Source organism: Streptomyces sp. NPDC030165, from assembly GCF_055573595.1.
In genome coordinates, this window is record NZ_JBVIBD010000015.1 from 114,130 (window position 1) to 140,142 (window position 26,013).

The 26,013-nt window shown below is 72.1% G+C and carries 23 protein-coding genes and 1 riboswitch; of the genes, 13 read left to right on the forward strand and 10 right to left on the reverse strand.

Annotated elements, in window-relative coordinates; genetic code table 11:
* Positions 1-16: 16 nt before the first annotated feature.
* Complete coding sequence (gene map / locus ACZ4Z1_RS26665; protein WP_468489143.1) at positions 17-628, reverse strand: type I methionyl aminopeptidase; 612 nt, start codon at positions 626-628, stop codon at positions 17-19.
* Positions 629-855: 227 nt separating this feature from the next.
* The gene (locus ACZ4Z1_RS26670) at positions 856-1,431 is read right to left on the reverse strand and encodes a TerD family protein (RefSeq protein ID WP_468489144.1); all 576 of its coding nucleotides are present in this window, start codon (positions 1,429-1,431) and stop codon (positions 856-858) included.
* Between the two features lie 225 nt (positions 1,432-1,656).
* Between ACZ4Z1_RS26670 and arfB the strand changes: the two genes are divergently transcribed.
* A complete protein-coding gene (gene arfB / locus ACZ4Z1_RS26675) occupies positions 1,657-2,094 on the forward strand; it encodes an alternative ribosome rescue aminoacyl-tRNA hydrolase ArfB (protein WP_468489145.1) in 438 nt (145 codons plus the stop codon).
* 218 nt (positions 2,095-2,312) lie between these two features.
* Here the strand turns inward: arfB and ACZ4Z1_RS26680 are convergent, their stop codons facing one another.
* Complete coding sequence (locus tag ACZ4Z1_RS26680) at positions 2,313-2,915, reverse strand: flavin reductase family protein (RefSeq protein ID WP_468489146.1); 603 nt, start codon at positions 2,913-2,915, stop codon at positions 2,313-2,315.
* A gap of 302 nt (positions 2,916-3,217) precedes the next feature.
* On the opposite strand from ACZ4Z1_RS26680, the gene cdgB reads away from it, so the two are divergent.
* Positions 3,218-4,906: a diguanylate cyclase CdgB gene (gene cdgB, locus ACZ4Z1_RS26685; RefSeq protein ID WP_468489147.1), complete on the forward strand. Its 1,689-nt coding sequence runs from the start codon at positions 3,218-3,220 to the stop codon at positions 4,904-4,906.
* A gap of 189 nt (positions 4,907-5,095) precedes the next feature.
* Positions 5,096-6,037 carry a carbohydrate-binding protein gene (locus ACZ4Z1_RS26690; protein ID WP_468489148.1) on the forward strand — a complete coding sequence of 314 codons (942 nt, stop codon included), beginning with the start codon at positions 5,096-5,098 and terminating at the stop codon, positions 6,035-6,037.
* A 156-nt stretch (positions 6,038-6,193) separates the two neighbouring features.
* On the opposite strand, the gene ACZ4Z1_RS26695 is transcribed toward ACZ4Z1_RS26690, so the two are convergent.
* The 3 genes from ACZ4Z1_RS26695 to ACZ4Z1_RS26705 all read right to left on the reverse strand — a co-directional run bounded on the left by ACZ4Z1_RS26695 (position 6,194) and on the right by ACZ4Z1_RS26705 (position 9,745).
* Positions 6,194-7,123: a 1-phosphofructokinase family hexose kinase gene (locus ACZ4Z1_RS26695; RefSeq protein WP_468489149.1), complete on the reverse strand. Its 930-nt coding sequence runs from the start codon at positions 7,121-7,123 to the stop codon at positions 6,194-6,196.
* A 481-nt stretch (positions 7,124-7,604) separates the two neighbouring features.
* Positions 7,605-8,813, reverse strand: a complete 1,209-nt coding sequence (nagA, locus tag ACZ4Z1_RS26700; RefSeq protein ID WP_468489150.1) for an N-acetylglucosamine-6-phosphate deacetylase — start codon at positions 8,811-8,813, stop codon at positions 7,605-7,607.
* Positions 8,813-9,745, reverse strand: a complete 933-nt coding sequence (locus tag ACZ4Z1_RS26705) for an ROK family protein (RefSeq protein WP_468489151.1) — start codon at positions 9,743-9,745, stop codon at positions 8,813-8,815. The genes nagA and ACZ4Z1_RS26705 overlap by 1 nt, the downstream gene beginning before the upstream one ends.
* A 259-nt stretch (positions 9,746-10,004) precedes the next feature.
* On the opposite strand from ACZ4Z1_RS26705, the gene ACZ4Z1_RS26710 reads away from it, so the two are divergent.
* The 3 genes from ACZ4Z1_RS26710 (at position 10,005) to otsB (ending at position 12,645) form a co-directional block, all read left to right on the forward strand.
* Positions 10,005-11,273, forward strand: coding sequence for an extracellular solute-binding protein (locus ACZ4Z1_RS26710; RefSeq protein ID WP_468489261.1), 1,269 nt, complete (start codon positions 10,005-10,007; stop codon positions 11,271-11,273).
* 97 nt (positions 11,274-11,370) lie between these two features.
* A complete protein-coding gene (locus ACZ4Z1_RS26715; protein ID WP_468489262.1) occupies positions 11,371-11,640 on the forward strand; it encodes a DUF3263 domain-containing protein in 270 nt (89 codons plus the stop codon).
* A gap of 150 nt (positions 11,641-11,790) precedes the next feature.
* Positions 11,791-12,645 (forward strand): trehalose-phosphatase, encoded by an 855-nt coding sequence (gene otsB, locus ACZ4Z1_RS26720; RefSeq protein ID WP_468489152.1) that lies wholly within the window; start codon positions 11,791-11,793, stop codon positions 12,643-12,645.
* A 77-nt stretch (positions 12,646-12,722) separates the two neighbouring features.
* Here otsB and ACZ4Z1_RS26725 read toward each other — a convergent pair whose 3' ends face one another.
* Both ACZ4Z1_RS26725 and ACZ4Z1_RS26730 read right to left on the reverse strand, forming a co-directional pair.
* Positions 12,723-14,183, reverse strand: coding sequence for an alpha,alpha-trehalose-phosphate synthase (UDP-forming) (locus ACZ4Z1_RS26725; RefSeq protein WP_468489153.1), 1,461 nt, complete (start codon positions 14,181-14,183; stop codon positions 12,723-12,725).
* 115 nt (positions 14,184-14,298) lie between these two features.
* Complete coding sequence (locus ACZ4Z1_RS26730) at positions 14,299-15,246, reverse strand: glucosyl-3-phosphoglycerate synthase (RefSeq protein WP_468489154.1); 948 nt, start codon at positions 15,244-15,246, stop codon at positions 14,299-14,301.
* 160 nt (positions 15,247-15,406) lie between these two features.
* Positions 15,407-15,562, forward strand: a riboswitch (SAM riboswitch).
* A 17-nt stretch (positions 15,563-15,579) separates the two neighbouring features.
* Here ACZ4Z1_RS26730 and thrC point away from each other — a divergent pair.
* From thrC to ACZ4Z1_RS26760, 6 genes are all read left to right on the forward strand, one after another.
* Complete coding sequence (gene thrC, locus ACZ4Z1_RS26735) at positions 15,580-16,869, forward strand: threonine synthase (protein ID WP_468489155.1); 1,290 nt, start codon at positions 15,580-15,582, stop codon at positions 16,867-16,869.
* A gap of 174 nt (positions 16,870-17,043) precedes the next feature.
* Complete coding sequence (locus ACZ4Z1_RS26740) at positions 17,044-17,322, forward strand: MoaD/ThiS family protein (protein ID WP_468489156.1); 279 nt, start codon at positions 17,044-17,046, stop codon at positions 17,320-17,322.
* A gap of 445 nt (positions 17,323-17,767) precedes the next feature.
* Positions 17,768-17,971 carry a cold-shock protein gene (locus tag ACZ4Z1_RS26745; protein WP_003986833.1) on the forward strand — a complete coding sequence of 68 codons (204 nt, stop codon included), beginning with the start codon at positions 17,768-17,770 and terminating at the stop codon, positions 17,969-17,971.
* 530 nt (positions 17,972-18,501) lie between these two features.
* On the forward strand, positions 18,502-20,124 hold the full coding sequence (gene groL / locus ACZ4Z1_RS26750) for a chaperonin GroEL (protein WP_030022296.1): 1,623 nt from the start codon (positions 18,502-18,504) through the stop codon (positions 20,122-20,124).
* A 138-nt stretch (positions 20,125-20,262) separates the two neighbouring features.
* Positions 20,263-21,126: an SDR family NAD(P)-dependent oxidoreductase gene (locus ACZ4Z1_RS26755; RefSeq protein WP_468489157.1), complete on the forward strand. Its 864-nt coding sequence runs from the start codon at positions 20,263-20,265 to the stop codon at positions 21,124-21,126.
* 178 nt (positions 21,127-21,304) lie between these two features.
* A complete protein-coding gene (locus tag ACZ4Z1_RS26760) occupies positions 21,305-22,780 on the forward strand; it encodes an alanine/glycine:cation symporter family protein (RefSeq protein WP_468489158.1) in 1,476 nt (491 codons plus the stop codon).
* A 27-nt stretch (positions 22,781-22,807) separates the two neighbouring features.
* On the opposite strand, the gene ACZ4Z1_RS26765 is transcribed toward ACZ4Z1_RS26760, so the two are convergent.
* Positions 22,808-23,416 carry a CGNR zinc finger domain-containing protein gene (locus tag ACZ4Z1_RS26765; RefSeq protein ID WP_468489159.1) on the reverse strand — a complete coding sequence of 203 codons (609 nt, stop codon included), beginning with the start codon at positions 23,414-23,416 and terminating at the stop codon, positions 22,808-22,810.
* Between the two features lie 129 nt (positions 23,417-23,545).
* Here ACZ4Z1_RS26765 and ACZ4Z1_RS26770 point away from each other — a divergent pair, with 129 nt between their 5' ends.
* Entirely contained in the window at positions 23,546-24,469 is a 924-nt protein-coding gene (locus ACZ4Z1_RS26770) for an alpha/beta fold hydrolase (protein WP_468489160.1), read from the forward strand.
* Here ACZ4Z1_RS26770 and ACZ4Z1_RS26775 read toward each other — a convergent pair.
* Positions 24,462-26,009: a PTS transporter subunit EIIC gene (locus tag ACZ4Z1_RS26775; protein ID WP_468489161.1), complete on the reverse strand. Its 1,548-nt coding sequence runs from the start codon at positions 26,007-26,009 to the stop codon at positions 24,462-24,464. The two genes, ACZ4Z1_RS26770 and ACZ4Z1_RS26775, sit on opposite strands and share 8 nt — an antisense overlap.
* Between the last annotated feature and the right edge of the window lie 4 nt (positions 26,010-26,013).

The following is a 26,013-nucleotide window of genomic DNA, read 5'->3' on the forward strand; positions in this document are numbered from 1 at the left end:
CGGTTCGGCGGGGCGGTTACGGCAGGGTCAGTACGCGGGGGCCTTCGTCCGTGACAGCCACGGTGTGTTCGAAGTGGGCGGCCCGGCTGCCGTCGGTGGTGCGCAGGGTCCAGCCGGCGGTGGCCGGGTGGTAATCGTCACCGCCGCCCGCCAGGAACATCGGCTCGATGGCGATGACCAGGCCGTGGCGGAGCACGTAGCCGCGGCCCGGGCGGCCCTCGTTGGGGACCGCCGGGTCCTCGTGCATCCGGCGGCCGATGCCGTGGCCGCCGAAGTCGGCGGGTGTGCCGTAGCCGGCGGCGCGCCCGATGCTGCCGATCGCGTGGGCGACGTCGCCGATACGGGCACCGACGACGGCCGCGGCGATGCCTGCCTCCAGGGCCTGCCGGGTGGTGTCCATCAGCTTCCGGTCGGCCGGGCTCGGGGCGCTGACCGTGAAGCTGATGGCGGCGTCGCCCGCCCAGCCGTCCACGGTCGCGCCGCAGTCGATGCTGACCAGGTCGCCGTCGCGCAGCGGGTACGGGCCGGGGATGCCGTGCACGATGGCGTCGTTGACGGAGGTGCAGAGCACAGCCGCGTACGGCCGCGTATGAGCAGACAGCCGCTTACGACCCGAGCGCAGCCCCATACGACATCGGAGCAACAGCAACCAATACCCGCCACCCCGCCTCCCGACAACCACCGCCCCCGACAACCACCGCGCCCCGCCGAGAAAAAGCTCTCGACGGGGCGCGACGTGGCTGCCCGGGAAACAGGCGGCTCAAGGGTGAGCCGTTCAAACCAGGGCGCTCAAGGGCAGGCTGCTCAACGGCAGGCCGCTCAAGTGGGGCCCGTGTCGGGAAGGGCCGCTCGGGGTCAGACGTTGACGCCGAAGTCCTTCGCGATGCCGGCCAGGCCGGAGGCGTAGCCCTGGCCGACGGCGCGGAACTTCCACTCGGCGCCGTTGCGGTAGAGCTCGCCGAAGACCATGGCGGTCTCGGTCGCCGCGTCCTCGCTCAGGTCGTAGCGGGCGATCTCGGCGCCGCCGGCCTGGTTGACGATGCGGATGAAGGCGTTGCGCACCTGGCCGAAGTTCTGGCTGCGGCTCTCGGCGTCGTAGATCGAGACCGGGAAGACGATCTTGTCGATGTCGGCCGGGAGGGCGGCCAGGTTGACCTTGATCTGCTCGTCGTCGCCTTCGCCCTCACCGGTGACGTTGTCACCCGTGTGCTCGATGGACTGGTCCGGCGTGACCTTGTTGTTGAAGAAGACGAAGTGCTGGTCCGAGTAGACCTTGCCGCTCGGGTTGACCGCGATGGCGCTCGCGTCGAGGTCGAAGTCCGTGCCGGTGGTGGTGCGGACGTCCCAGCCGAGGCCGACCGTGACGGCGGTCAGGCCCGGTGCCTCCTTGGTGAGCGAGACGTTGCCGCCCTTGGACAGGCTTACAGCCATGGGGATGTCCCTTTCCTCGTCGAATCGTCGGGCTCCGTACTGCGGACGAAGCTACCGTCACCCTGCACAACGCCACGAAGGGACCGTCGGGTTCCAGCTCCTTTTACTTTCTTTGCCAATTCCTGATGCCGGATGGCGGGGAGGGGCGGCAGGCGAAGGGAGAGCGGCTGTGGGGGTGCGGCAAAAGAAGGTGACGGGGGCGGGCGGACGCGGGATCATGGGGGCATGTCAGGGCCCTATGTCATCCGCGGTTCGGTCGCTCTTCCGGAGGCCGAACTGGTGTGGCGTTTCTCGCGTTCCTCGGGGCCCGGCGGGCAGCACGTCAACACGTCGGACAGCCAGGTGGAGCTGCGTTTCGACGTCGCCGCCACCGAGGCGCTGCCCGAGGTGTGGAAGGAACGGGCGCTCCAGCGGCTCGCCGAGCGCGGCCGGCTGCTGAACGGCGCGGTGGTGTCCGTACGGGCCTCCGAGCACCGTTCGCAGTGGCGCAACCGCGAGACCGCGGCCGTACGGCTCGCCTCGCTCCTCGCGGAGGTCACCGCGCCGCCGCCCAAGCCGAGGCGCAAGAGCCGGATACCGCGCGGGATCAACGAACGCCGGCTGCGGGAGAAGAAGCAGCGCGGCGACGTCAAGCGCGGGCGCTCCGGCCGCGACTGGACGTAACGACGTAGTACGTGATTCCGGCGGGCTCCCAGCGCGCCCGACCCCGCACCCCAACCGGCCGCGGGTGCCACCCGACTCCGCACCCCTCGCGGCCGGGTTCCGCCGACCCCGCACCCCTCGCCGCCGGGCGCCGCCCTACCCCCCACCCCAACCGGCCAGGCACCGCCCCGCCCTGCCCCCGGCAGGAGACGGCCCGGCCGCCTCGCCCGCTCTCTTCCTCATCCCAAATGCCGGTACTTCCCCCGGAAGTACGTCAGCGGCCCCTTGTCCTCCCCTGCGACGTCCGCCGCCAGTACCCGTGCGACGACCAGGGTGTGATCGCCGGCCACGACCCGCTGTTCCGTACGGCATTCCAGGTGGGCCAGGGCGCCGCCGATCAGGGGCGCGCCGGCCTGTTCGCCCCGTTCCGTAGGAATGTCCTCGAAGAGCAGTCGGTCGCTGATGCGGTTCTTCATGGCGAAACGGCCTGCAATGTGCCGCTGCCCTTGCGACAGTACCGAAACCGCCCAGAGGGGCTGATGCTCCAGAAGGTCGTCCATGCGGGAGTCGTTGCGAACGCTCACCATCACCAGAGGCGGTTCGAGCGACACCGACATGAAGGCCGTGGCGGTCATGCCCACGTCCTCGCCGCGCGGTCCGTCCTCCGGATCGTGCGCGGTGATCAGTACGACCCCGGCGGCGAGCCGGGACAGGGCGGCGCGGAACTCGTCGTCACTCACCCCTCCAGGATGGGGGATCGCCCCGTCACCGGGCGCGGAGAGTGGTGTGGCGGGCGCAGCGGGGCGCTCGCCGGGCGTGGCGGTGGAGGTTTTCGTGAACACGCCATGAACGCTAACGGGGGTCGTGGGCGGCCCGCATCGGGCCCGGGGACCAGACGCGCCCTAGGTCCGGCGGCCGAGTGGGCTCTTGCGTCCGGATTTGCGTTCAGGAATTGTAGAAGCGCCTCCAGCGGCGCCCATTCGGAGATCGCCAAGCCGCCGCCACGCTCTGTGACTTGAGTCACAGCAGCCGGTAATTGTTGACCCTGTGTACCGAGTGAACAGCTCACTGTGATTCAGTGGCCGTGGCAATCGGACGACACAGAATCCTGGAGTTGCTGTCGAGGTCTCGGGGAGAGCGAGCGATGGAGACCGAGTCGGAGCCATACGTCCGTCTTGCGACCCTGAGGCAGCTGCACCAAGTGGTCGCCGAGCTGAACACCGCACGCAGCCTTGCAGACACCCTGCAGACCGTCGCCGACGGAGTGATCACGGGGCTCGGGTACGAGCTGGCCGCGGTCAACCTCGTACGGCCGGACGGCGACCTCGTGGTGGCCGCGGTCGCCGGCAGTGCCGGTGCCGAGGCCCTCATGGCGGGCCGGGTCGGCTCCCGCGCCTCATGGGACCGCCGGCTGAACATGGCCGAGCGCTGGGGCGGGCTGTGCTTCATCCCGCACACCGAGGGCTGGGTGCTGGACGACGACGATGTGCCGCAGTGGCACGCCGCCGGGCCCGAACCGCGCTTCCCCGGCGAGTGGCATCCGATGGACCGCCTCTTCGCACCCATGTACACGGCCGCGAACGGCGGTGGCGAGCTGCTCGGCGTGATCTCCGTCGACAAGCCGCGCAACGGCCGCCGCCCCGGCGCGTGGGGGCAGGAAGCGCTCCAGATGTACGCGTTCCAGTCCGCCATAGCGATCAGCAACGCCCGGCTGCGCGCCAACATGCAGCGCGCGCTGGTCCGGCTGGAGCGTGAGCAGCAGGCCCTGCGCGCCAGTGAGGAAAGCTTCCGGCAGGCGTTCGAGTACGCGCCCAGCGGCATGGCCATCGCCGAGATGGGCGGTGACCAGCACGGCCGCCTCCACCGCACGAACGACGCGCTGTGCCGCCTGCTGGGCCGCCCGGCCTCCGCCATGCGCCGCTACTCCTTCTCCGACCTCGTCCACCCCGAGGACATCGGCACCCTGCTGCGCACCTCCGCCGAGGGCGGGCGCGCCGAGCTGCGGCTCGCCCGCCGCGACGGCACGTACGTGTGGGTCTCGCTGCGCAACTCCGTCGTCGCCGACACCGCCGACGGGCCGCGCTTCCTGCTCACCCACGTCGAGGACATCGAAGAGCGCAAGCGCCACGAGCTCCAGCTCGCGCACCGCGCCAGCCACGACGCGCTGACCGGCCTGCCCAACAGCGCCGAGCTGCGGGCCCGGCTCGGCGCCCGGCTGTGCGCCCGCCCGCCCGGCTCGGACGCGGACGCGTACGCCTCCGCCGCCTCCGCCGCGTCGGTGGCCGCCTTCCAGGAGGCGCACGGGTTCGGCACGGACGGTCCCGAGGTCTTCGACGGGTACGACGCCGCCGACGGCCCGGAACGGGGGCCGTCCGGCCCGTACGACCACCACGTCCACGTCATCGCGCCCTCGGACGGGCCGGAGGACGACGGGGCCAAGGGGCTCGCGGTCCTCTTCTGCGACCTGGACGGCTTCAAGTCGATCAACGACCGCTTCGGGCACCACACGGGTGACGCGGTGCTCATCGAGGTGGCCCGGCGGCTGACCAACGGCGTCCGGGACGGCGACACGGTCGCCCGGCTCGGCGGCGACGAGTTCGTGGTCCTCGCGGACGGCCTGGGCAAGGCCGACGCGCAGGACCTCGCGGTCCGGCTGCGCAACGCCATCATCCCGCCCATCCGGGTGGACGGCCGGGGCGTACGGGTCGGCGCGAGCTTCGGCATCGGGTGGGCGGCCTGCGGGATGTCCGCCGAGGAGGTCCTGCAATCCGCCGACCAGCGGATGTACGTCGAGAAGCGGTCCCGTTCGAAGGCGAGCCGGCGCGCGGGGTGAGCCGCGCGCCCCGCGTCGCTCCGGCGCCCCGGCGTGCTGCGCGCCCCGCGTTCGTAGCCGTCCTGTAGCAGTTCCGGCTCGGCGTCGGATCGCTCGAACGGGGTAGGCTGCGCCGATGCGGCGGGCCGCCGCCGGGGGCCTGAAGATCAGCACAGCCATCTCGCACAGACCGCTGGGGAGTGACACGGAATGACGGCCGGCAACAACGGTGCGGGCACGCCCGAGGACGACGACCCGTTCGCGCACCTCTATCGCTCCGAGGGCGGCGAAGGCGGCGCGCAGGGCGCGGCGGGCGGCGGCTCGGCAGCGCGCCGGCCGGGCGTACCGCGTGCCTCGTACAACCAGGTGCGCGCGGTCGGTGAGCGCCAGTACGGGCAGCGCCAGTACGGCCAGCAGCAGGTCCCCGCCCAGCAGCCGTACGGGCAGCAGAACGCCCACTACGCGGCCCCGGAGACGCTCCCTGGCGGCGACAACGCCCGCCAGGGCCCGCCCCCGGGCCACGGCAACGGCGGCGCGCCCCGGCGCAGCCACAAGGGCCTGCTGATCGGCGCGGTCGCGGTCGTCGCGGTGGTCTGCATCGGCATCGGCGTGGCGATGATCACCAACGCCGGGAACAAGAAGGACGAAGCGGGCGGCGGTGACCCGACGCCCACGGCCGGCGAGTCCGTCAAGCCCAGCGACAAGCCGTCCAGCAAGCCGTCCCAGGGGCCGCTGCCCAAGGAGGCCGCGGCGTCGCTGTCGCTCAGCCCGGAGGCGAGCACGGACAAGTCGGTGCCGGGCGCCAAGGCGGCGAACGGCGCGTACGTGTCGCTGAACAAGGTCGGCGCCTCCGCGACGTGGTCGGTCGACGTCCCCAAGAGCGGTGACTACACGCTGCTCATCGATTACGGCGTGCCGGGAAAGGACATGAAGACGACGCTCGGGGTGAATGGCGGGAAGTCCGACAAGATCAACATGTCGAACTTCGCGCACGCCGCCGAAGGCGCCTGGGACAAGGGCTGGACGACCACCTACCGGTGGATCACCCTCAATCAGGGCACCAACACGATCAAGGTCTCCTGCGAGCAGGGCGACCAGTGCGAGGTCAACCTCGACCGGGTCTACCTCAAGGCGGGGCACGTGACGCGCTGAGGCGCGGCGGGCACGCCGACGACGGATCCGCGTGGTCCGTCGGCGCTCCTCGGAGTGGCCCGTCGGTGCCCCTGAGGAGCGGTCCGTCGGACCCTCCTCCGAAACAGCGGTCCCGCTCGCCCGGAACGTCCGCGAAGACACCTCAGGGCGAGGCGCTCACCCCGCCGCCGGATGCTCCGTGACCGTGATGCTCTCCAGCAGCTCTTCGTACGTCCCCCGGTCGAACTCGCCCGCCGCCGGGGCCCGTACCGTCGCCGCCGACAGGGCCACCGCGCGCGTCAGGCGGGCCGGCCAGGGGAGGTCTTCGACCAGGCCGGAGAGCAGGCCGGCCACCGCGGAGTCGCCGGCGCCGGTCGGGTTGCCGGCGATGCGGCGGGGCGGGGCGGCCTGCCAGGCGCCGTCCGCGGTGACCACGAGCATGCCGTCGGCGCCCAGGGAGGCGGCCACCGTGTGGGCGCCGCGGCGGCGTGCGTCGCGGGCGGCGCGCAGGGGTTCGGTGGAGCCGGTGAGGGCGGCCAGTTCGTCGGCGTTGGGCTTGGCGAGGTCGGGGCGGGCGGCCAGGCCGCGGCGCAGCGGTTCGCCGCTGGTGTCCAGGAGCACGGGCACGTCCGCCGTACGGGCGGCGCGGGTCAGCCGCGCGTACACGTCGACGGGGACGCCCGGCGGGAGGCTGCCGCACAGGGCCACGGCCTGTGCGCCGGCGAGCAGTTCGCGGTAGGTGGACATGAACGCGTCCCACTCGGCGGGCGTGACGACCGGGCCCGGCTCGTTGAGCTGCGTGGTGTCGCCGGTGGACTCGTCCACGACGGCGACGGTGCGCCGGGTCGCGCCGCCGACCGGGACCAGTGCGTCGGTCACCGCGGTCTCCTGGGCGAGCAGCGAGCGCAGCGCGTCGCCGGTGCCGCCGCCCGCGAAGCCGGTGGCGACCGCCTCGTGGCCGAGCGCGGTCAGCACCCGGGCGACGTTCAGGCCCTTGCCGCCCGGGCGCTCGGAGACTTCGGTGACGCGGTTCGTGGAGTGCGGCTGGAGCCGGGGCACGCGGTAGGTGATGTCGAGGGCTGCGTTCAGCGTGACCGTGAGGATCATGGTTCCCCCTCCCCGGAACATACGTGGACGGACGGCGGCACACCGGGCCGGGCGGCCGGTGGGCCCGTACGGGACGGACTGGTGCGCGGGTGCGCGAGTGCGCAGCGATCATGCCATCGCGAGCGGCGGTTGGCCCAGCCCTTGGGCCGACCGCCGCACGGCCGGTACCGCTCCGGGCACGCCGAACCGGCCATGTGCCACGTATGGGGGTCCGTCCGGCCCTGTCCCGTACGTCTCTGCCCCGTACGCCTCGGTCCGTCTCCTCGCCGTACGCCTCCGCCTCGTCTCCCCGCGGTACGCCTCCGGGACAGGCGTCTTCGTCCGTACGTCTCCGGGACAGGCGTCTTCGTCCGTACGTCTCCGGGACAGTCACCCTGGTCCGTACGCCTCCGGGGCAGTCACTCCGCTTGTGGCCTCCGGGACAGCCGCCCTCGCCCGTACGCCTCCGAGGCAGGCGCCCCGCCCCTCCCTCCCCGAGGCCTCACACCCCCGTCGGCCGCACCACCCACTCGCCGCGCCGCACCACGCCCACCAGGTCGTACGCGGCGTCCAGGACGACCAGATCGGCGTCCTTGCCGGGCTCGATCGAGCCGGTGCGGCCGTCGATGCCGAGCAGGCGGGCCGGGTTGGCGGACAGGGCCCGTACGGCCTGGGCGACGGTCAGGCCGTCGATGGTGAGCGCGCGTTTGAAGGCGCGGTCCAGGGTGAGGGTCGAGCCTGCGATGGAGCCGGCGGTGGGGCCGTCGCTGATGCGGGCGACACCGTCCTTGACCTCGACCGTCATCGGGCCGAGCGGGTACATGCCGTCGTTCATGCCGGCCGCGCCCATCGCGTCGGTGATGAAGGCGACCCGGTCGGCGCCCGCGTCCCGGAAGGCCATCTCCAGGACGGCGGGGTGCAGGTGCGTACCGTCGTTGATCAGCTCGACGGTGATCCGCTCGTCCTCCAGGAGCGCGGCGATCGGGCCCGGCGCGCGGTGCCCCAGCGGCGGCATCGCGTTGAAGAGGTGGGTGGCGACGGTCGCGCCCGCGTCGATGGCCTCGCGGGTCGCGTCGTACGAGGAGTCGGTGTGGCCGATGGCGGCGATCACGCCGGCGTCGGCGAGCAGCCGTACGGAGTCCAGGCCGCCGGGCAGCTCGGGCGCCAGCGTCATCATCCTGGCCGTGCCGCGCGCGGCGTCGACCAGCTTGCGCACGTCCGCCGGGTCGGGGTCGCGCAGCAGTCCGGGCTGGTGGGCGCCGCAGCGGTGCGGGGAGATGAAGGGGCCCTCGAAGTGGATGCCGGCCAGGTCGCCCTGTTCGACCAGCTCGGACAGGACGGCGGCCTGCCGGGCCAGGTCGTCCAGGTCGCCGGTGACGGTCGAGGCGACCAGGGAGGTGGTGCCGCGCTGCCGGTGGGTGCGGATCGCCGTCAGGCACTCCTCGGCGTCGGCGGACGAGAAGGAGCCGCCGCCACCGCCGTGTACGTGCATGTCGACGAAGCCGGGGACGACGAGGTGGCCGGTCAGGTCGATCACCTGGTCGCCGGGGGCCGGGGCGGCTGCCCCGGCGGCGCTGGCGCCGGTGATCCGCGTGCCCTCGAAGGCCACCAGGCCCTCGTCGGCCACGCCGGTCGGCAGGGCGACCCGGGCGCCGGTCAGGACGGTGCGCCGGGGGCTCGGGGCGCTGTCCCCGGACTGTTGCAGCGGCATCAGGCAGTTACCTCCGTGGAGAGAAGATCCCAGGCGAGCAGACCTGCGCCCAGGCAGCCGGCGGCGTCCCCGAGCGCGGCCGGAACGATCAGGGGGAGCCGCTGGAAGGTCACCCGGGCGCGGACCGCCGCGCGCAGCGGCTCGAAGAGCGTGTCGCCCGCCTCGGCGAGCCCGCCGCCGATGATCAGGGTGTGCGGGTCGAGCAGGGTGAGCGAGGTGACCAGGCCGTCGGCGAGGGCGTCCACCGCGTCCTGCCAGACGGCCCGCGCGCGGGCGTCGCCGGACTCGACGGCCTTGGCGGCGTCGGCGGCGGTGGCCTGCGGATCGCCGCAGGCCTCGGCCCAGGCGCGGCCGACGGCGGCGGCCGAGGCCAGTGTCTCCAGGCAGCCGCGCTGCCCGCAGCCGCACTCGGGGCCGCCGGGCCGTACGACGATGTGGCCGATCTCGCCCGCGCTGCCGTGCGCGCCGGCCTCGATGCGGCCCTCGATGCCGATGGCGCCGGCGATGCCGGTGCCGAGCGGTACGAACAGGAAGCGGTCGGCGCCGCGGCCCGCGCCGATGCGGCCCTCGGCGAGGCCTCCGGTGCGTACGTCGTGGCCGAGCGCGACCGGGACGCCGCCGAGGCGCTCGGAGAGCAGGGTGCGCAGGGGGATGTCGCGCCAGCCCAGGTTGGCGGCGTACACGGCGATGCCGCGCGCGTCGTCGACGATGCCGGGGACGGCGACGCCGGCCGCCGCTGCGGTGCCGCCGAACCGCTGCCGACCGGTCTCGCGCAGGTCCTCGGCGAAGTCCAGGATCGAGGCGACGACGGCTTCCGGGCCGCGTTCGCGGCCGGTGGGGCGCCGTGCCTCGTACAGCAGTGTGCCGTCCGCGCCTGCCAGGGCGGCCTTCATTCCGGTGCCGCCCACATCGAGGGCGATGACGTGTCTCACGGGACCAGTTTCGCGCGATCGGCCGTGAAAGGTCTAGTCCACTCGCGGGGATGGCGTGGTTCCGCTCCGGACGGGCGCTGTCGTACCGCCGTGACCTGCGCGTGTGACAGGCGATACGCAAGCGAAATGAGGGGTGGTGTAGACCTTGTGTAGGTAAACGGGGGAGACTCGTCGTTCATGCCGGTTGAGGGCGGGCCCCTGAAGCCACGGGGCATTCCCCGGCAAGCACGGAACATTCGGGACAAAGGCGGTAATGGCAGTGCAGCGGCGGTACTTGAGCCTGGCGGCAGCGGGACTCACCACGGCCATGACGCTTTCCCTGTCAGCCTGCGGCAGCGGCGCGGACGGCGGCGACGTCACCCTCAAGCTCATCGCGGCGGACTACGGCGACAACGCGGCGAACTCCTCCCAGCACTACTGGGACAGGCTCACCAAGGAGTTCGAGAAGAAGAACCCGGGCATCAAGGTCGACGTCTCGGTCTACAGCTGGACGGACGTCGACAAGAAGGTCGAGGAGCTGGTCAAGTCCGGTAAGGCACCGGACATGGCGCAGATCGGCGCGTACGCGGACTACGCGGCCGAAGGCAAGCTCTACAAGGCCAGGGACGTGCTCTCCATCCCCGTGCAGGCCGACTTCGTCCCCGCCCTCGCGGAGGCGGGGGAGTACGGGCGCGAGCAGTACGGGATGCCTTTCGGCGCCAGCACCCGCCGCCTGTTCTACAACAAGAAGCTCTTCGCCGAGGCGGGCATCACCGACCCGCCCCAGACCTGGGCGCAGGTCGCGGCCGACGCGGCCAAGCTCAAGGCCAAGGGCGTGAAGATGCCGTACGCGCTGCCGCTGGGCCCGGAGGAGACGCAGGCCGAGACGCTGATGTGGATGCTCAGCGGCGGCGGCAGCTACACCGACCGCATCGGCAAGTACACGATCGACTCGAAGGAGAACGTCAAGACCTTCGAGTGGCTGAAGAAGGACCTGGTCGGCCCGGGCCTGACCGGCGGCGACCCGGCCAAGCTCAACCGCCAGGACGCGTTCAACGCGTTCGCGGCCGGCGACGTCGGGATGCTCAACGGCCACCCCACCCTGATGAAGCAGGCCGAGGCCAAGGGCGTCGAGTACGGCACCGTCGAGCTGCCGGGCCCCTCCGGCAAGGCCCAGGCCACCATGGGCGTCGCCGACTGGATGACGGCGTTCAAGCAGAACGGCCACCGCGACCAGGTCGGCAAGTTCCTCGACTTCGTCTACAACGAGAAGAACGTCATGGACTTCTCGGGCCACTACGGGCTGCTGCCGGTCACCACCTCCGGCTCCCAGGCGATGCTCGCCGACAACAAGTACGCCAAGCTGCACAGCTTCCTGCGCCAGCTGGACAACGCCGAGTTCTACCCCGCGAACAAGACCTCGTGGCCGCTGGTCAGCAAGACCGTCAAGGCCAAGATGGGCACCGCGGTGGGCGCCAACGGCAACCCGGCGAGCGTGCTCAGCGACATCCAGAACACCGCGAACGAGGCGGACAACACCGCCAAGTGAGCCGCGGCGGCGGACCGCGGGCGCGGTCCGCCGCAGTCCCCCGGCCCCGGGCGGGCGGCGGGGGATTGTCGTACCGCGGCCTTATCGTGGACGGGTGATGACGAGCGAGGGCACCGGCGGCGGCACCGGAGGCGGTGGCATAGGAGCACTGTCCCCCCAGGACGAGGCGGTGCTCGCCGTCGAGCGCCGCTCCTGGCCCCGGCCGGGCGCCAAGGAGCGGGTCATCCGCGAGCGGCTCGGCATCTCGCCGACCCGCTACTACCAGCTGCTGAACGCGCTGCTGGACGACCCGCGGGCACTCGCCCACGACCCGGTCACGGTCAACCGGCTGCGCCGCGTCCGCGAGGCCCGGCGCGGACGCCGCTGAGCGGTGCGCCGGGCGCCGCGGGTCCCCGGCCGGGCCCGGTCCTGGTCATGGCCGGTTCCAGCCCCGCTACACCGCCGCCCCGGGGCCGCGCTGCGCCCATGGGCCCGTACGCCCGACGCGGTCCCGCGCGCGACCGGTAATGTCGTCGCCATGGGCAGCCCCCCGAACTCCTTGCCGACGCCGGTCACCGAAGCGGGCCGGGACGGTCTCGCCGCGCTGCTGGACAGCCCCGGCCGAGCCGTGCTCGCTCTCGACTTCGACGGCACGCTCGCCGACATCGTGCCCGACCCCGAGAAGGCCCGCGCCCACCCCGGCGCCGTGGCCGCGCTCGCCCGCCTCGCGCCGCTGCTGGGCTCGCTGGTGATCATCACCGGTCGCCCGGCCGGCGTCGCGGTCCGCCTGGGCGGCTTCACGGACGCGCCGGGCCTGGAGCAGTTCGTGGTCCTCGGCGGCTACGGCGCCGAGCGCTGGGACGCGGCCACCGGCACGGTACGGGCCCCCGCACCGCCGCCCGGCGTCGCCGCCGTCCAGGCCGAACTCCCCGGCGTACTGGACGGGCTGGGCGCCTGGCACGCCTCCTGGGTGGAGGACAAGGGCCGCGCCATCGCCGTGCACACCCGCCGCGCCGAGGACCCGCAGGCCGCCTTCGAGGTGCTGCGCGAGCCCCTGTACGCGCTCGCCGAACGGCACGGCCTGATCGTCGAGCCCGGCCGCTACGTCCTCGAACTGCGCCCGCCCGGCATGGACAAAGGCGTCGCGCTCGCCGAATACGTACGGGAGACCGGCGCCACCACCGTCCTGTACGGGGGCGACGACCTCGGCGACCTCGCCGCCTACTCCGCCGTGGACAAACTGCGCTCGGACGGCCTGGCCGGGGTGCTGGTGTGCAGCGGCAACGCGGAGGTCGCCGAGCTGGCCGACCGGGCGGACCTCGTCGTCGACGGGCCGGCGGGCGTCGTCGCGCTGCTGCACGCCCTCGCGGACCGCCTGGGCGCACCCGCCTGACGCGAAGCGGCCGGGGCCCTGCCGGGCACGCCCGCCGTGACGCACGCGGCCCGGGCCCGCCCGGGACCCCGGCGCCGCTACCGCTCCAGCGCCCGCAGCTGCTGGAGGAACCAGCGGTCCGGCGGCAGCGCGGTGGCCGCGGCGGCCAGCCGCTTCGTGCGCTCGGCCCGCTCGCCGTCCTCCATGGACAGCGCCTCGTGCAGCGCGCGGGCGGTGGCCGAGACGTCGTACGGATTGACGCAGACCGCGTCCTCGCCCAGTTCCGCGTACGCCCCGGCCTCCCGGGACAGCACCAGCGCGCAGCCCGCCTCGGAGATCACCGGGATTTCCTTCGCGACCAGGTTCATACCGTCCCTGATCGGGTTGACCAGCGCCACGTCGGCGATCCGGTAGGCGGCCAGCGACCGCGCGAAGTCGTCCTTCACGTGCAGCACGACCGGCTGCCAGCCCGGGGTGCCGTACTCCTCGTTGATCTCCTCGGCCAGCCGCCCGACCTCGTCGGTGTACGCGCGGTAGACCTCCAGGTCCTGCCGGGAGGGGTAGGCGAACGCGACATGTACGACGCGCTCGCGCCACTCGGGGTGGCCGGCCAGCAGCGCCCGGTAGGCGCGCAGCCCGCGCACGATGTTCTTGGACAGCTCCGTACGGTCCACCCGGACGATCGTCTTGCGGTCCGGGCCGCCGATCTGCTCGCGCAGCGCCGCCAGCCGCTCGTCCACGTCGGGCTGGTGCGCCCGGTCCCGCAGGAACTCCGCGTCCGCGCCGAGGCCGTGCACGCCGAGCCGGGTCGTGCTGCCGTCGTGGACGATGCTCAGCTCCCCGTCCCCGTCGCGCGCCACCTCGGCGCCCAGCACCGCCGCGCAGCACTCCGCGAACGCCTCGGCCCAGCGCCGTGTCAGGAAAGCGGCGCGGTCGCCGCCCAGCATTCCGCGCAGCACCGTCTCGGCCACGTCGTCCGGCAGCATCCGGAAGTAGTCCGCGGGCGCCCACGGCGTGTGCGAGAAGTGCCCGATGCGCAGGTCGGGGCGGCGGGCGCGGAGCAGGCCCGGCACCAGCGTGAGGTGGTAATCCTGCACGAGGACGACGGCGCCGGGCGCGGCCTCGTCGGCGAGCGCGTCCGCGAAGGCCGCGTTGTACGCCTCGTACGACGCCCACTGCGCGCGGAACCCGTCGTCGAAGGAGGGCTCCAGCGGCGTCTGGTAGAGCATGTGGTGGACGAACCACAGGACCGAGTTGGCGATGCCGTTGTAGGCGTCGGTGAAGACGTCGGCGGGGATGTCCAGCATGCGTACGTGCTGGCCGCCCGTGTCGGCCGGGTCCAGATGGCCGTCGCTGCGCCGGGCCGCCTCGCGGTCGCCGTCCCCGAGGGCGGCGCACACCCACACCGCGCCGGCGTCCGGGCCGATCGCGGAGAGTCCGGAGACCAGCCCGCCACCGCCGCGTTTGGCGGTCAGCGCGCCGTCCTCCCTCTTCCCGTACGAGACCGGGCCGCGGTTGGACGCGACGAGGACCTTGGCACCAGAACGCTCGGAGACCATGTTGCGAGACTAGCCCGCCACCGATCCGCTCAAACGTACGGAACGGAGGCGGAACGTCACGGTTTACGCGGCGCCCACCGCCGGTGTCCGGGACGGTCGCCCCGCGCCGGCCGCCTCAGGCCGCGCGGCGCTCCGCGTACTCCGGTATCTCCGCCATCGGCGGCCGCTCCTCGGTGTCCACGTCCCAGGTGCGCGGCACGAAACCGGCCTCGCCGCGCTCGAACTGGGTCAGCCGCGGGCGCACCAGGTGGCCGCGGGCCAGCCGCAGCTGCGCGGTGCGGTAGATCGCCGCCGCCATCCTGCCGAGTGCCTGGCCGCCCTGGTGGCGGTGCTTGCGCACCCCGACGTCGACCTGGGCCAGCGCGTCCAGCCCGGCCGTGTGCAGTGCGTCGACCAGCAGGCCCAGCTCCACGCCGTACCCCACCGGGAACGGCAGCCGCTCCAGCAGCGACCGGCGCGCCGCGTACTCCCCGCCCAGCGGCTGCACGAACCCGGCCAGCTGCGGCCAGTGCAGGTTCAGCAGCGGCCGGGCGACCAGCTCGGTGACCCGGCCGCCCTGGCCCGCCGCCTCACCCAGCGGACGGTCGTACATCCCCTTGACGAACTGCACGTCCGGGTCGGTGAGCAGCGGACCGACGATCCCGGAGACGAAACCGGCGTCGAACTCGCGCAGGTCCGCGTCGACGAAGCAGACGATGTCGCCGCCGGTGGCCAGCAGGGAGCGCCACAGCACCTCGCCCTTGCCGGGCAGCGCGGGCAGCCGCGGCAGCACCTCGTCCCGGTGGATCACCCGCGCACCCGCCTCGGCCGCGACCTTGGCCGTGCCGTCCGTGGATCCGGAGTCCAGCACCACCAGCTCGTCGACGAGCGGCACCGACGGTGTCATCAGCTCCGTACGGACCGCCTCGACGATCGCGCCGACCGTCGCCTCCTCGTCGAGCGCCGGCAGCACGACGGAGACCGTCTGTCCCGACTCGCGCTTCGCGGCCAGCAGCCGGTCGAGCGGGCGGTCCGCGGCCGACCAGGACCGGCTGGCCAGCCAGCGCTCCACCTCTTCCAGCACGTGCGCGTCTCCTTCGTTCCCGGACCAGCGATGTGATCCATCTCGCGGTGCGGACGGCTGTCTCGACCGCCCTGCCCTTCGGCTACAGTCTTGAACAACGCGATCGCCCCGGACATGCCGGGGTCGCGACAAACGCCTGGGTTCCGGCCCAGCGCCATACCGCTCATCCAGAGGGGCAGAGGGATACGGCCCGTTGAAGCCCCGGCAACCCTCCAGCCGGTCTCCGTCGCCGCACATCGTGCGGCCCGCGAGGCTCCCGGCTAGGGAAGGTGCCAATTCCGTCTCGCGGCGAGATGCGCCGCGGGGAAGATGAGGAGAAAGGGCCTCGCCTCCATGGCTGTGCAATCCGTTGAAAGCACCACTTCCGCCACCGTTTCCCTGGGCCCCGCCGTCGCGCTGTCCTGCCGCGAGTGCGGTGAGCGCTTCGGCCTCGGGCCGATCTTCGCCTGCGCGTCCTGTTTCGGGCCGCTGGAAGTGGCGTACGACCTGCCGGCCGGCGACCCCGAGAGCCTGCGCAAGCGGATCGAGGCGGGCCCCGACAGCATCTGGCGCTACGCGCCGCTGCTGCCCGTCCCGGCCGACGTCGCGGACAAGCCGAACCTCAACCCCGGCCTGACCAAGCTGGTCAAGGCCGACAACCTGGCCCGTGAGCTGGGCGTCACCGGCGGCCTGTACGTCAAGGACGACTCCGGCAACCCGACGCACTCCTTCAAGGACCGCGTCGTCGCCATCGCCGTCGAGGCCGCCCGCGCCTTCGGCTTCACCACCCTGTCCTGCTCCTCCACCGGCAACCTCGCCGGCGCGGTGGGCGCCGCGGCGGCCCGCGCCGGATTCCGCTCCTGCGTGTTCATCCCGCACGACCTGGAGGCGGGCAAGGTCGTCATGGCCGCGGTCTACGGCGGCGAGCTGGTCGGCATCGAGGGCACCTACGACGACGTCAACCGCTTCTGTTCGGAGCTGATCGGCGACCCGCTGGGCGAGGGCTGGGGTTTCGTCAACGTGAACCTGCGCCCGTACTACGGCGAAGGCTCCAAGACCCTCGCCTACGAGATCTGCGAGCAGCTCGGCTGGCGGCTGCCGGACCAGATCGTCATCCCGATCGCCTCCGGCTCCCAGCTCACGAAGATCGACAAGGGGCTGAAGGAGCTGATCGCGCTCGGGCTGGTCGAGGACCGGCCGTACAAGATCTTCGGCGCCCAGGCCGAGGGCTGTTCGCCGGTCTCCACCGCCTTCAAGGCGGGCCACGACGTCGTACGGCCGCAGAAGCCCGACACCATCGCCAAGTCGCTGGCCATCGGCAACCCGGCCGACGGCCCGTACGTGCTCGACATCGCCCGGCGCACCGGCGGCGCGGTCGAGGACGTCGACGACGCGCAGGTGGTCGACGCGATCAAGTTGCTGGCCCGCACGGAAGGCATCTTCGCCGAGACCGCCGGCGGGGTGACCGTGGGCGTGACCAAGAAGCTGATCGAGGACGGCCTGCTCGACCCGGCGCTGACCACCGTCGTACTGAACACCGGCGACGGGCTCAAGACGCTGGACGCCGTGGCGCCGACCACCGGGCCCACGGCCACGATCCGGCCGAGCCTGGACGCGTTCCGCGCCGCCGGTCTGGCGGGCTGACCGCCGCGCGCGGCCGTACACACCGGTACGCGGCCGCGCGCACCCGCGAGCCCCGGCACACGCCTGCGAGCACGGACAGCGCCGGTACGCCTTTGCCCGCGCCCGTGGCCACCGGTACGCCCGCGCCCGCCCGCCCCTCCGCACCCCCTCCCGCAAGCTGGAAGGCAGAACACCATGAGCGTCAACGTCCGCATCCCGACCATCCTGCGCACCTACACCGGCGGCCGGGCCGAGGTCCCCGCCGAGGGCGCGACTCTCTCCGAGGTCATCGCGGACCTGGAGAAGAACCACGCGGGCATCGCGGCCCGCGTCCTGGACGACACCGGCAAGCTGCGCCGCTTCGTGAACGTCTACGTCAACGACGACGACGTGCGCTTCGAGCAGGGCCTGCAGACGCCGACGCCGGACGGCGCGGGCGTCTCGATCATCCCGGCGGTGGCCGGCGGCTGCTGACCCGCCTCCGGGACGCCGGGACGCCGTAACGATCTTTTTCGGCCCTTGTCCGGTCCAACGGCTGGAATCGCCCCGTCCGCCACGAAGCGGACGGGGCGATTCCGTGTTGTTAAAGGCGATACAGTTGGGGCGATCCCTCGTCGAGCGCGTGCCGAACGCATATGAGACCCCGGCAAGTTGTGCGCGAAGTGTGGACATGATTTGTCGCGTTGGTGAGCTTTGCCCGGCCCGACTTGCCCTGGCGTATGGGCTTTTCTTCGTACTTTTACGATTCTTCGCGAGCAGAATTCTCGTCCGACTGACCTGTTGCGCTGGGCAGTTGGACAGATACATTCAGCGGCGGTCGACGCGTTCCGGCGCACACCCCCTCATGTCGGGGGGTGAGGTCTGACCCGGGTCCGCGGAGTGCGGTCCTGTGCAAGGGCCAGTAATAGGGGAGTTAGGCATGGCTCAGGGCACCGTCAAGTGGTTCAACGCGGAGAAGGGGTACGGCTTCATCGCGGTCGACGGTGGTGCGGATGTATTCGTCCACTACAGCGCGATCCAGATGGACGGTTACCGCACCCTTGAGGAGGGTCAGCGGGTCGAGTTCGAGATCTCGCAGGGCCAGAAAGGGCCGCAGGCGGACATGGTCCGCGTGGCCGGCTGAAGCGCCGACCGACTGCTGCGTACGGAGGTCCGCGTCTCCCCGAGGAGGCGCGGACCTTCTGTGTTCGGATGGAGGTCCAGGGGCGGCGCCGGACCGTTCGGTCGTACCCGGTTTGACGGCTGTCGCGCCGGGGGAGGGCTCTCGCCAACGCGCTTGCCCCCTCCTGTCGCCCGGCCGTCACCTCTATAGGGGGCTTCTGCGGAGCCGCTTGCTCCCGCCCGCCGCCCGACCGCCGCCCCAGTAGGAGGCTTCTGCGAAGCCGCTTGCTCCCGCCCGCCGCCCGACCGCCGCCCCAGTAGGAGGCTTCTGCGAAGCCGCTTGCACTCTCATGGGTCGAGTGCTAATCATTGCGTTAGCACTCTACGAGTGAGAGTGACAGCTAAGGACCGACTCGGTGAGGTCCGCGGGCAGGTGGGGCAAGGAACCACAGGCTCGCAGACCGTCCGTCGCGGGCGCCAGCGCGGTCCGGAGTATCCACCCTCCCCCAGACGCAGTCCGGGGGGACCCCCAGTCCGGGAGGACCACTTCACATGGCCAAGATCATCGCGTTCGACGAGGAGGCACGGCGCGGTCTCGAGCGCGGGATGAACCAGCTCGCCGACGCCGTCAAGGTCACCCTTGGCCCCAAGGGCCGCAACGTCGTCCTCGAGAAGAAGTGGGGCGCCCCCACGATCACCAACGATGGTGTGTCCATCGCCAAGGAGATCGAGCTCGAGGACCCGTACGAGAAGATCGGCGCCGAGCTGGTCAAGGAGGTCGCGAAGAAGACGGACGACGTCGCCGGTGACGGCACGACGACCGCGACCGTCCTGGCCCAGGCCCTGGTCCGCGAGGGCCTGCGCAACGTGGCCGCCGGCGCCAACCCGATGGCCCTCAAGCGCGGCATCGAGCGCGCCGTCGAGGCCGTCTCCGCCGCCCTGCTGGAGCAGGCGAAGGACGTGGAGACCAAGGAGCAGATCGCTTCGACCGCCTCCATCTCCGCCGCCGACACCCAGATCGGCGAGCTGATCGCCGAGGCCATGGACAAGGTCGGCAAGGAAGGCGTCATCACCGTCGAGGAGTCCCAGACCTTCGGTCTGGAGCTGGAGCTCACCGAGGGTATGCGCTTCGACAAGGGCTACATCTCGGCGTACTTCGCCACCGACATGGAGCGTATGGAGGCGTCGCTCGACGACCCGTACATCCTCATCGTCAACTCGAAGATCTCCAACGTGAAGGACCTCCTTCCGCTGCTGGAGAAGGTCATGCAGTCGGGCAAGCCGCTGCTGATCATCGCCGAGGACGTCGAGGGCGAGGCCCTGTCGACCCTGGTCGTCAACAAGATCCGCGGCACCTTCAAGTCCGTCGCCGTCAAGGCCCCGGGCTTCGGCGACCGCCGCAAGGCCATGCTCGGCGACATCGCCATCCTCACCGGTGGCACGGTCATCTCCGAGGAGGTCGGCCTCAAGCTGGAGAACGCCGGTCTCGACCTGCTGGGCCGCGCCCGCAAGGTCGTCATCACCAAGGACGAGACCACCATCGTCGACGGTGCCGGTGACAGCGAGCAGGTCCAGGGCCGCGTCAACCAGATCCGCGCCGAGATCGAGAACAGCGACTCGGACTACGACCGCGAGAAGCTCCAGGAGCGGCTGGCGAAGCTGGCCGGCGGCGTGGCCGTCATCAAGGCCGGTGCCGCCACCGAGGTCGAGCTCAAGGAGCGCAAGCACCGCATCGAGGACGCCGTTCGCAACGCGAAGGCGGCCGTCGAGGAGGGCATCGTCGCCGGCGGTGGCGTCGCCCTGCTGCAGGCTTCCTCGGTCTTCGAGAAGCTGGAGCTGGAGGGTGACGAGGCCACCGGTGCCGCCGCTGTGAAGCTGGCCCTGGAGGCCCCGCTGAAGCAGATCTCCGTCAACGGCGGCCTTGAGGGCGGCGTTGTCGTGGAGAAGGTGCGCAACCTGGCCGTCGGCCACGGTCTGAACGCCGCGACCGGCGAGTACGTCGACATGATCGCCGAGGGCATCATCGACCCCGCCAAGGTCACGCGCTCCGCGCTGCAGAACGCCGCGTCGATCGCCGCGCTGTTCCTGACCACCGAGGCCGTCATCGCCGACAAGCCGGAGAAGGCCGCAGCGGCCGCTCCGGGCGGCATGCCGGGCGGTGACATGGACTTCTGATCCTCCCGGATCATCTGTCCTCAGGTCGCTGGGGCGGCACTCCTCCTCCCAGGGGGGTGCCGCCCCAGCGGCGTTTCCGGGCCGATTGTGCTGTGGCGTCCTTGCGCGGACCCCGGCCCGGCGGGGCACGATCGCCTCATGACGACTCGAAACGGGCAGACCGCCCGACCGGACCGGTTCACCGCGGACACCGTCGCGCTGATCACCGGCGGCAGTAGCGGAGTGGGCCTGGCAGCCGCGCGGCGGCTGCTCGCGGACGGCGCGCGGGTGGTGGTGTGCGGCCGCGACGAGCGCCGTCTCGACGCCGCCGTGGCGCAGCTCAGGGAGCAGGCGCACGAGGCGGTGACGGGCGGCGAGGCGGCCGTTGCGAACGCGACAGGGACGGGGGCGGTAGCGTCCGGTGCCGCGGCGGACCGGGTGCTCGGTGTACGGGCCGACACGGCTTCCGTCGCCGACCTGGACACCGTGGTCCGGGCCGTACGCGACCGTTTCGGGCACCTCGACGTCATCTTCGCCAACGCGGGCCGCTACGCCGCCGCGCCCTTCGAGGAGATCACCGAAGCCGACTTCGAGCGCGCGGTCGGCGTGAACTTCAAGGGTGTGTTCTTCACTGTCCAGCGGGCGCTGCCGCTGCTGCGGGACGGCGGCGCGGTCGTCATCAACGCTTCGTCGCTTCTGCAACGCGGGCAGGCGGACGCCACCTTGCACTCCGCGACCAAGGCCGCCGCGCACAACCTCGCCCGTACGCTCGCGGCGGCGCTCGCCGGGCGCCGTATCCGCGTCAATTCGGTCAGTCCCGGCTACGTCGAGACGCCGATGTTCGCCGACTCGGACATCGGTGACGCGGAGGCGGAGAAGCTGCGTGCGCAGACGGCGGCGGGCCGGTTCGGGCGACCGGAGGAGATCGCCGACGCGGTGGCCTTCCTGGCCTCCGGCGAGGCGTCGTACATCAACGGGCAGGACCTGGTCGTGGACGGCGGGCTGCACGGCTGCGCCATGTGAGGGGGCGGGGTGCCGGGGTGCTCCGGGCGCCCGGTGTTATGTCGCTTTCTGTGAGATTCGGCATGTAAGGCGGCGCTGGTCCTGGTATGGGCATGGCGGCCATACTTTCCGGAGCCTCGCCGGAAGGTGATCTTCCGCGCCGGCCGCCCCCGCACCCGGACGCCCCGCAAGGACGCCCATGAGCACGCTCGATTCCCTGGTCGTCGACCTCAACGACGGCCTCTGGACCTACCTGCTGATACCGCTGGTGGTCTGCGCGGGCCTGTATTTCACGGTCCGTTCCAGGGCCGTACAGCTGCGGCTCTTCCCCGAGATGCTGCGGGTCCTCAAGGACAGGTCGCAGCCGCGGGAGGACGGCTCCAAGCCGGTGTCGTCCTTCGGCGCCTTCACCATCTCGGCGGCCGCGCGGGTCGGTACGGGCAACATCGCCGGCGTCGCGACCGCCGTCACCCTGGGCGGCGCGGGCGCGGTGTTCTGGATGTGGGTGATGGCGCTCGTCGGCGGTGCCTCGGCGTTCGTCGAGTCGGCGCTGGCCCAGCTCTACAAGGTCCGCGACGGCGGCGGTTCCGGCAGGTACCGGGGCGGCCCCGCGTACTACATGCAGCGCGGCCTCGGGAAGCGCTGGCCCGGTGTCCTGTTCGCCGTGGCGATCACCGTGACCTTCGGGTTCGTCTTCAACGCCGTGCAGTCCAACACGATCACTTCGGTGGCCTCCGGGTCCGTCTCCGGCAGCGGATCGTCGTGGTTCGCCCCGGCGGTCGGCCTGCTGCTGGCCGGGCTGCTGGGCCTCGCGATCTGCGGCGGGGTCCGCCGCATCACCTCCGTCACGACCGTCCTCGTGCCGGTCATGGCCGTCGTCTACCTGCTGCTGGGCACCGCCGTCGTCCTCCTCAACCTCGGTGACCTGCCGCGGGTCTTCGGCGACATCGTCGGCGGCGCGTTCGGCTTCAAGGAGCTGGCGGCCGGCGGGATCGGCGCGGCGATCCAGCAGGGGGTCCGGCGGGGCATGTTCTCCAACGAGGCGGGCCTGGGCTCCGCGCCCAACGCGGGGGCCGCGGCCGAGGTCACCCACCCGGTCAAGCAGGGGCTCGTCCAGTCCCTCGGCGTCTTCTTCGACACCTTGCTGATCTGTTCGATGACCGCCTTCATCATCCTGACGACCGACCCGGAGCCGGGCGGACGCCAGGGCGCCGACCTGACCCAGTCGGCGCTGACCGACACGCTGGGGGGCTGGGCGGGTCACGTGCTGACGGTCGTCGTCTTCCTGCTCGCCTTCAGCTCCATGATCGGCAACTATTACTACGGCGAGTCCAACATCGGCTTCATGACCCGGCGCGCCTGGGTCCTGCCCGTCTACCGGGCCCTCGTCCTCGGAGTCGTCTTCCTGGGAGCCCTGGGCTCGGTCGGCGTCATCTGGAATCTCGCCGACGTCTTCATGGGGCTGATGGCCCTGGTCAACCTGCTCGCCATCCTTCCTCTGTCGGCGATCGCGTTCCGCCTCCTCGACGACTACACGGCGCAGCGCCGGTCGGGCCTCGACCCGGTGTTCACCAGGTCCCGGATGCCGGATCTGACGGGGGTGGAGTGCTGGCCGGACGAGCGGCCCGCGGCCGCGGCAGGGCGCGGGGAACGGGTGAGCGCGGGCGCGCGCTGAATCCTCCACACCGGCCCTTGGCGTCCGTCACGCGCCCCGCGCTGCCTTGAGGTTGGCCTTCTTCACCTTGTTGCCGCAGGTCGCCATGGAGCACCAGCGCCGTCGACCGCCGCGGCTGGTGTCCACGAAGAGGCCTCCGCAGGTGTGCTGCTCGCACCGCTTGATCACGCCGTCGCGGTGACCGCCCAGGGTCGCGACGGCGTCCAGCGCGACGACGGCGAGTGCGGCGCGCGCGGGGTCGGTCTCCGGGAGGTGCCATCGCGCCTGCCCGCCACTGAGGACGAGCCGGGCCCTGTGCCGCGCGGTCCAGCGGTTGAGCAGCGCTTCGTCGGCCGTCTCCGGTACGCCGCCGGAGGCGATGGCGGTACCGGCGCGGTGGATCGCCTCGCGCAGCTCGCGGGCGTCCCGCAGCAGGGCCTCGGAGACCGGCATGTCCGTACTGCCGAGGTCGTTGACGGCGAGCCAGGCCCGCAGCCGGTCCGGGGTGGCGATCCGCTCCACCGGATCGCCGCGCCGCTCGCCGAGCGTGGCGACGAAACGGAACGCGAGGATCTCGTTGCCGAGCCGGAAGCCCTCCGCGCCGCGCCGAGCGGCGGTCGAGGGCGATGCGTCCGGGGCGGCGGGTGAACCGGTCATGGTGGTTCATGGTACTCCCTGTGCCGCTGCCGGGCCGCCGGTTGACTTCCGCTGGGCGAACCGTCTTAATCGGTTCAAGAGAACCAGTTGAACCTGTTAAAACGGTTCAGCGGCCGCCAAGGAGGAGACATGCCCCCGACCAGCACCCGCCCGCTCACCGGATTCGGCACCGTGAGCGGCGTCCCCTGGCTTCCCGACGGCTTCACGGACGTCTTCGACAGCAGCCTCGTCCGGGTCGGCGAGGTGGACCTGCACACCGTGCAGGGCGGCGCCGGACGGCCCCTCCTCCTGGTCGGCGGCTGGCCGCAGAACTGGTACGTGTGGCGCCACGTCATGCCGCGCCTGGCGGAACACTTCCGGGTCGTCGCCGTCGATCCGCGCGGCGTCGGACCGTCCGCCAAACCGCGCGACGGGTACGACACGGGCACCGTGGCAGCCGAACTCGCCGCCCTCATGCGGGCGCTCGGCCACGACCGCTTCGCGATGGCCGGGCACGACGTCGGCATGTGGCTCGGCTACGCGCTGGCCGCCGACCACCCCGACGCGGTCGAACGCCTCGCCCTGCTCGACGCCACCATCCCCGGCCTCGCGCCGCCGGTCGACCTGTTCGGCCCCGAGGCGCAGAACGACCTGCTGTGGCACTTCGCCTTCAACCGCAAGCGGTCGGTCAACGAACAGCTCGTCCGCGGCCGGGAGCACATCTATTACGGCGATCAGTTCCGCCACAAGGCCGCGCGTCCGCTGCCCGAACCGGCGGTCGCCTTCTACGTGGAGACCCTCGCCCGTGACCCCGAAGCGCTGCGGGCCAGCTTCGCGTACTACCGGGCCACCGACGCCAACCTGGCGCAGAACCGGCGGCGCAGGCAGCGGCCGCTCACCGTGCCGGTGCTCGGCGTCGCCGGAGCCCGGGGGCAGGGCGAGCGGCTCGGCGCACTCCTCGCCCCCGTGACGGAGCGGCTCGACAGCGTCGTCCTGCCCGACTGCGGGCACTACGTCCCCGAGGAGTGCCCCGACGCGCTCCTCGAACACCTCCTGCCGTTCCTCCTCAGCTGATCAGGGCCGGGCCGGACGGCTGCCGACCGGTGGTCCCGGCGGCCGGGGCGCCGGCGGCGGGCGGGGACGTGGCGGAGTTCAGGTCCGTCAGGGCCTGCTTGCCGAAGCCGAAGAAGTACGTCGCCAGGAACCCGGCCGCGTACCCCACGAGCAGGCCGAGGGCGTAGACGGTGAGGGTGGCACCCAGCGGCCGGTCGCCCTTGAGCAGGGGGAACAGGGCCCAGCCGGACGGGCCGATGGCGGTGGAGCCCGTCGCCGTACCGAGCTGGTTGAACAGGCCGACGAAGCCGCCGCCGAACGCGCCGCCGACGCAGGCGGTGACGAACGGGCGGCCCAGCGGCAGCGAGACACCGTAGATGAGCGGTTCGCCGACACCCAGGAAACCCGCGGGCAGCGCGGACCTGATGGTCGTACGGATCGAGCGGTTGCCCGGCAGGCGGACGTAGACCGCGAGGGCGGCGCCCACCTGGCCGGCGCCGGCCATCGCCAGGAGGGGCAGCAGGACCGTGTAGCCCTGCTGTTCGATCAGCGTGGCGTGGATGGGGATCAGGGCCTGGTGCAGACCGAGCATCACGAGCGGGAGGAAGAGGCCGCCCAGCAGGAACCCGGCCGCGGCGCCGCCGTGGGCGAGCAGCCAGTTCGCGCACGTCCCGATGGCGGTGGCGACCTCACCGGCCAGGAACATCAGGCCGAAGAGCGTGACCAGGCCGGAGACCAGCACCGTCACGGTCGGCGTGACCAGGACGTCGAGCGCCTCGGGGACGTGGCGGCGGCACCACTTCTCGACCTGTACGGCGAGCAGCGCCGCGCCCAGCGCCCCCAGGACACCGCCCTGGCCCGGCGAGAGCTGCTGGCCGAAGACGGTGACCTTGGCGACGCCCGCGTACACGATGATCGCGGCGACCGCGCCCCCCAGGACGGGCGTACCGCCGAACTCCTTCGCGGTGTTGTGGCCCACGAACACCGCGATCAGCGACATGAAGCCGGAGGCGATGGCGGCCAGCGCCGGGACGAGGGCGGGCAGCACCCCGAAGTTGGTCAGCAGGCCGTTCAGGCCGGCGATGATGCCGCAGCCGATGAGGGCGGGGATCAGCGGGACGAAGATGTCGGCGATCCGGCGGAGGAAGAGCTTGACCGGGGTGGCGTTCCTGGCCTTCCGGCGGGCCTTGAAGGCGGCACCCTGAGCGGCGAGTTCTTCGGCGGTGGGGGGCCTGCCGGGAGCTTCTCCCGGGGCGGCATCTCCGGCCCCGGCTCCGTGCCCCGGACCGGCCGCCGCGTCCCGTCCGGCCTCGACCAGGGCGGCGAACTCCGGGGTGACGCGGGCGACCGTGCCCGGACCCAGCACGATCTGGTACGTGTCGTCCTCCACCACGCCCAGGACGGCGGGCAGCGCCTTCAGGGCGGCGTCCTGGACCAGCGAACGGTCCGCGACGCCGAGGCGCAGCCGGGTCATGCAGTGGGTGACGGACGTGATGTTGGCGGCGCCGCCGACCAGGGGGAGGATCGCGGCGGCGGTGGCGCGGTTCTTCTCATCGGACATGCGG

Coding starts and splice junctions, on each gene's coding strand:
- cdgB (WP_468489147.1), top strand. CDS start 3,218: ATGGAGACCGAGTCGGAGCCATACGTCCGTCTTGCGACCCTGAGGCAG.
- map (WP_468489143.1), bottom strand. CDS start 628: ATGGGGCTGCGCTCGGGTCGTAAGCGGCTGTCTGCTCATACGCGGCCG.
- groL (WP_030022296.1), top strand. CDS start 18,502: ATGGCCAAGATCATCGCGTTCGACGAGGAGGCACGGCGCGGTCTCGAG.
- ACZ4Z1_RS26740 (WP_468489156.1), top strand. CDS start 17,044: ATGAGCGTCAACGTCCGCATCCCGACCATCCTGCGCACCTACACCGGC.
- ACZ4Z1_RS26755 (WP_468489157.1), top strand. CDS start 20,263: ATGACGACTCGAAACGGGCAGACCGCCCGACCGGACCGGTTCACCGCG.
- ACZ4Z1_RS26760 (WP_468489158.1), top strand. CDS start 21,305: ATGAGCACGCTCGATTCCCTGGTCGTCGACCTCAACGACGGCCTCTGG.
- ACZ4Z1_RS26745 (WP_003986833.1), top strand. CDS start 17,768: ATGGCTCAGGGCACCGTCAAGTGGTTCAACGCGGAGAAGGGGTACGGC.
- ACZ4Z1_RS26695 (WP_468489149.1), bottom strand. CDS start 7,123: ATGATCCTCACGGTCACGCTGAACGCAGCCCTCGACATCACCTACCGC.
- ACZ4Z1_RS26765 (WP_468489159.1), bottom strand. CDS start 23,416: ATGACCGGTTCACCCGCCGCCCCGGACGCATCGCCCTCGACCGCCGCT.
- ACZ4Z1_RS26670 (WP_468489144.1), bottom strand. CDS start 1,431: ATGGCTGTAAGCCTGTCCAAGGGCGGCAACGTCTCGCTCACCAAGGAG.
- arfB (WP_468489145.1), top strand. CDS start 1,657: ATGTCAGGGCCCTATGTCATCCGCGGTTCGGTCGCTCTTCCGGAGGCC.
- ACZ4Z1_RS26690 (WP_468489148.1), top strand. CDS start 5,096: ATGACGGCCGGCAACAACGGTGCGGGCACGCCCGAGGACGACGACCCG.
- ACZ4Z1_RS26715 (WP_468489262.1), top strand. CDS start 11,371: ATGACGAGCGAGGGCACCGGCGGCGGCACCGGAGGCGGTGGCATAGGA.
- ACZ4Z1_RS26725 (WP_468489153.1), bottom strand. CDS start 14,183: ATGGTCTCCGAGCGTTCTGGTGCCAAGGTCCTCGTCGCGTCCAACCGC.
- nagA (WP_468489150.1), bottom strand. CDS start 8,813: ATGCCGCTGCAACAGTCCGGGGACAGCGCCCCGAGCCCCCGGCGCACC.
- ACZ4Z1_RS26770 (WP_468489160.1), top strand. CDS start 23,546: ATGCCCCCGACCAGCACCCGCCCGCTCACCGGATTCGGCACCGTGAGC.
- thrC (WP_468489155.1), top strand. CDS start 15,580: ATGGCTGTGCAATCCGTTGAAAGCACCACTTCCGCCACCGTTTCCCTG.
- ACZ4Z1_RS26775 (WP_468489161.1), bottom strand. CDS start 26,009: ATGTCCGATGAGAAGAACCGCGCCACCGCCGCCGCGATCCTCCCCCTG.
- otsB (WP_468489152.1), top strand. CDS start 11,791: ATGGGCAGCCCCCCGAACTCCTTGCCGACGCCGGTCACCGAAGCGGGC.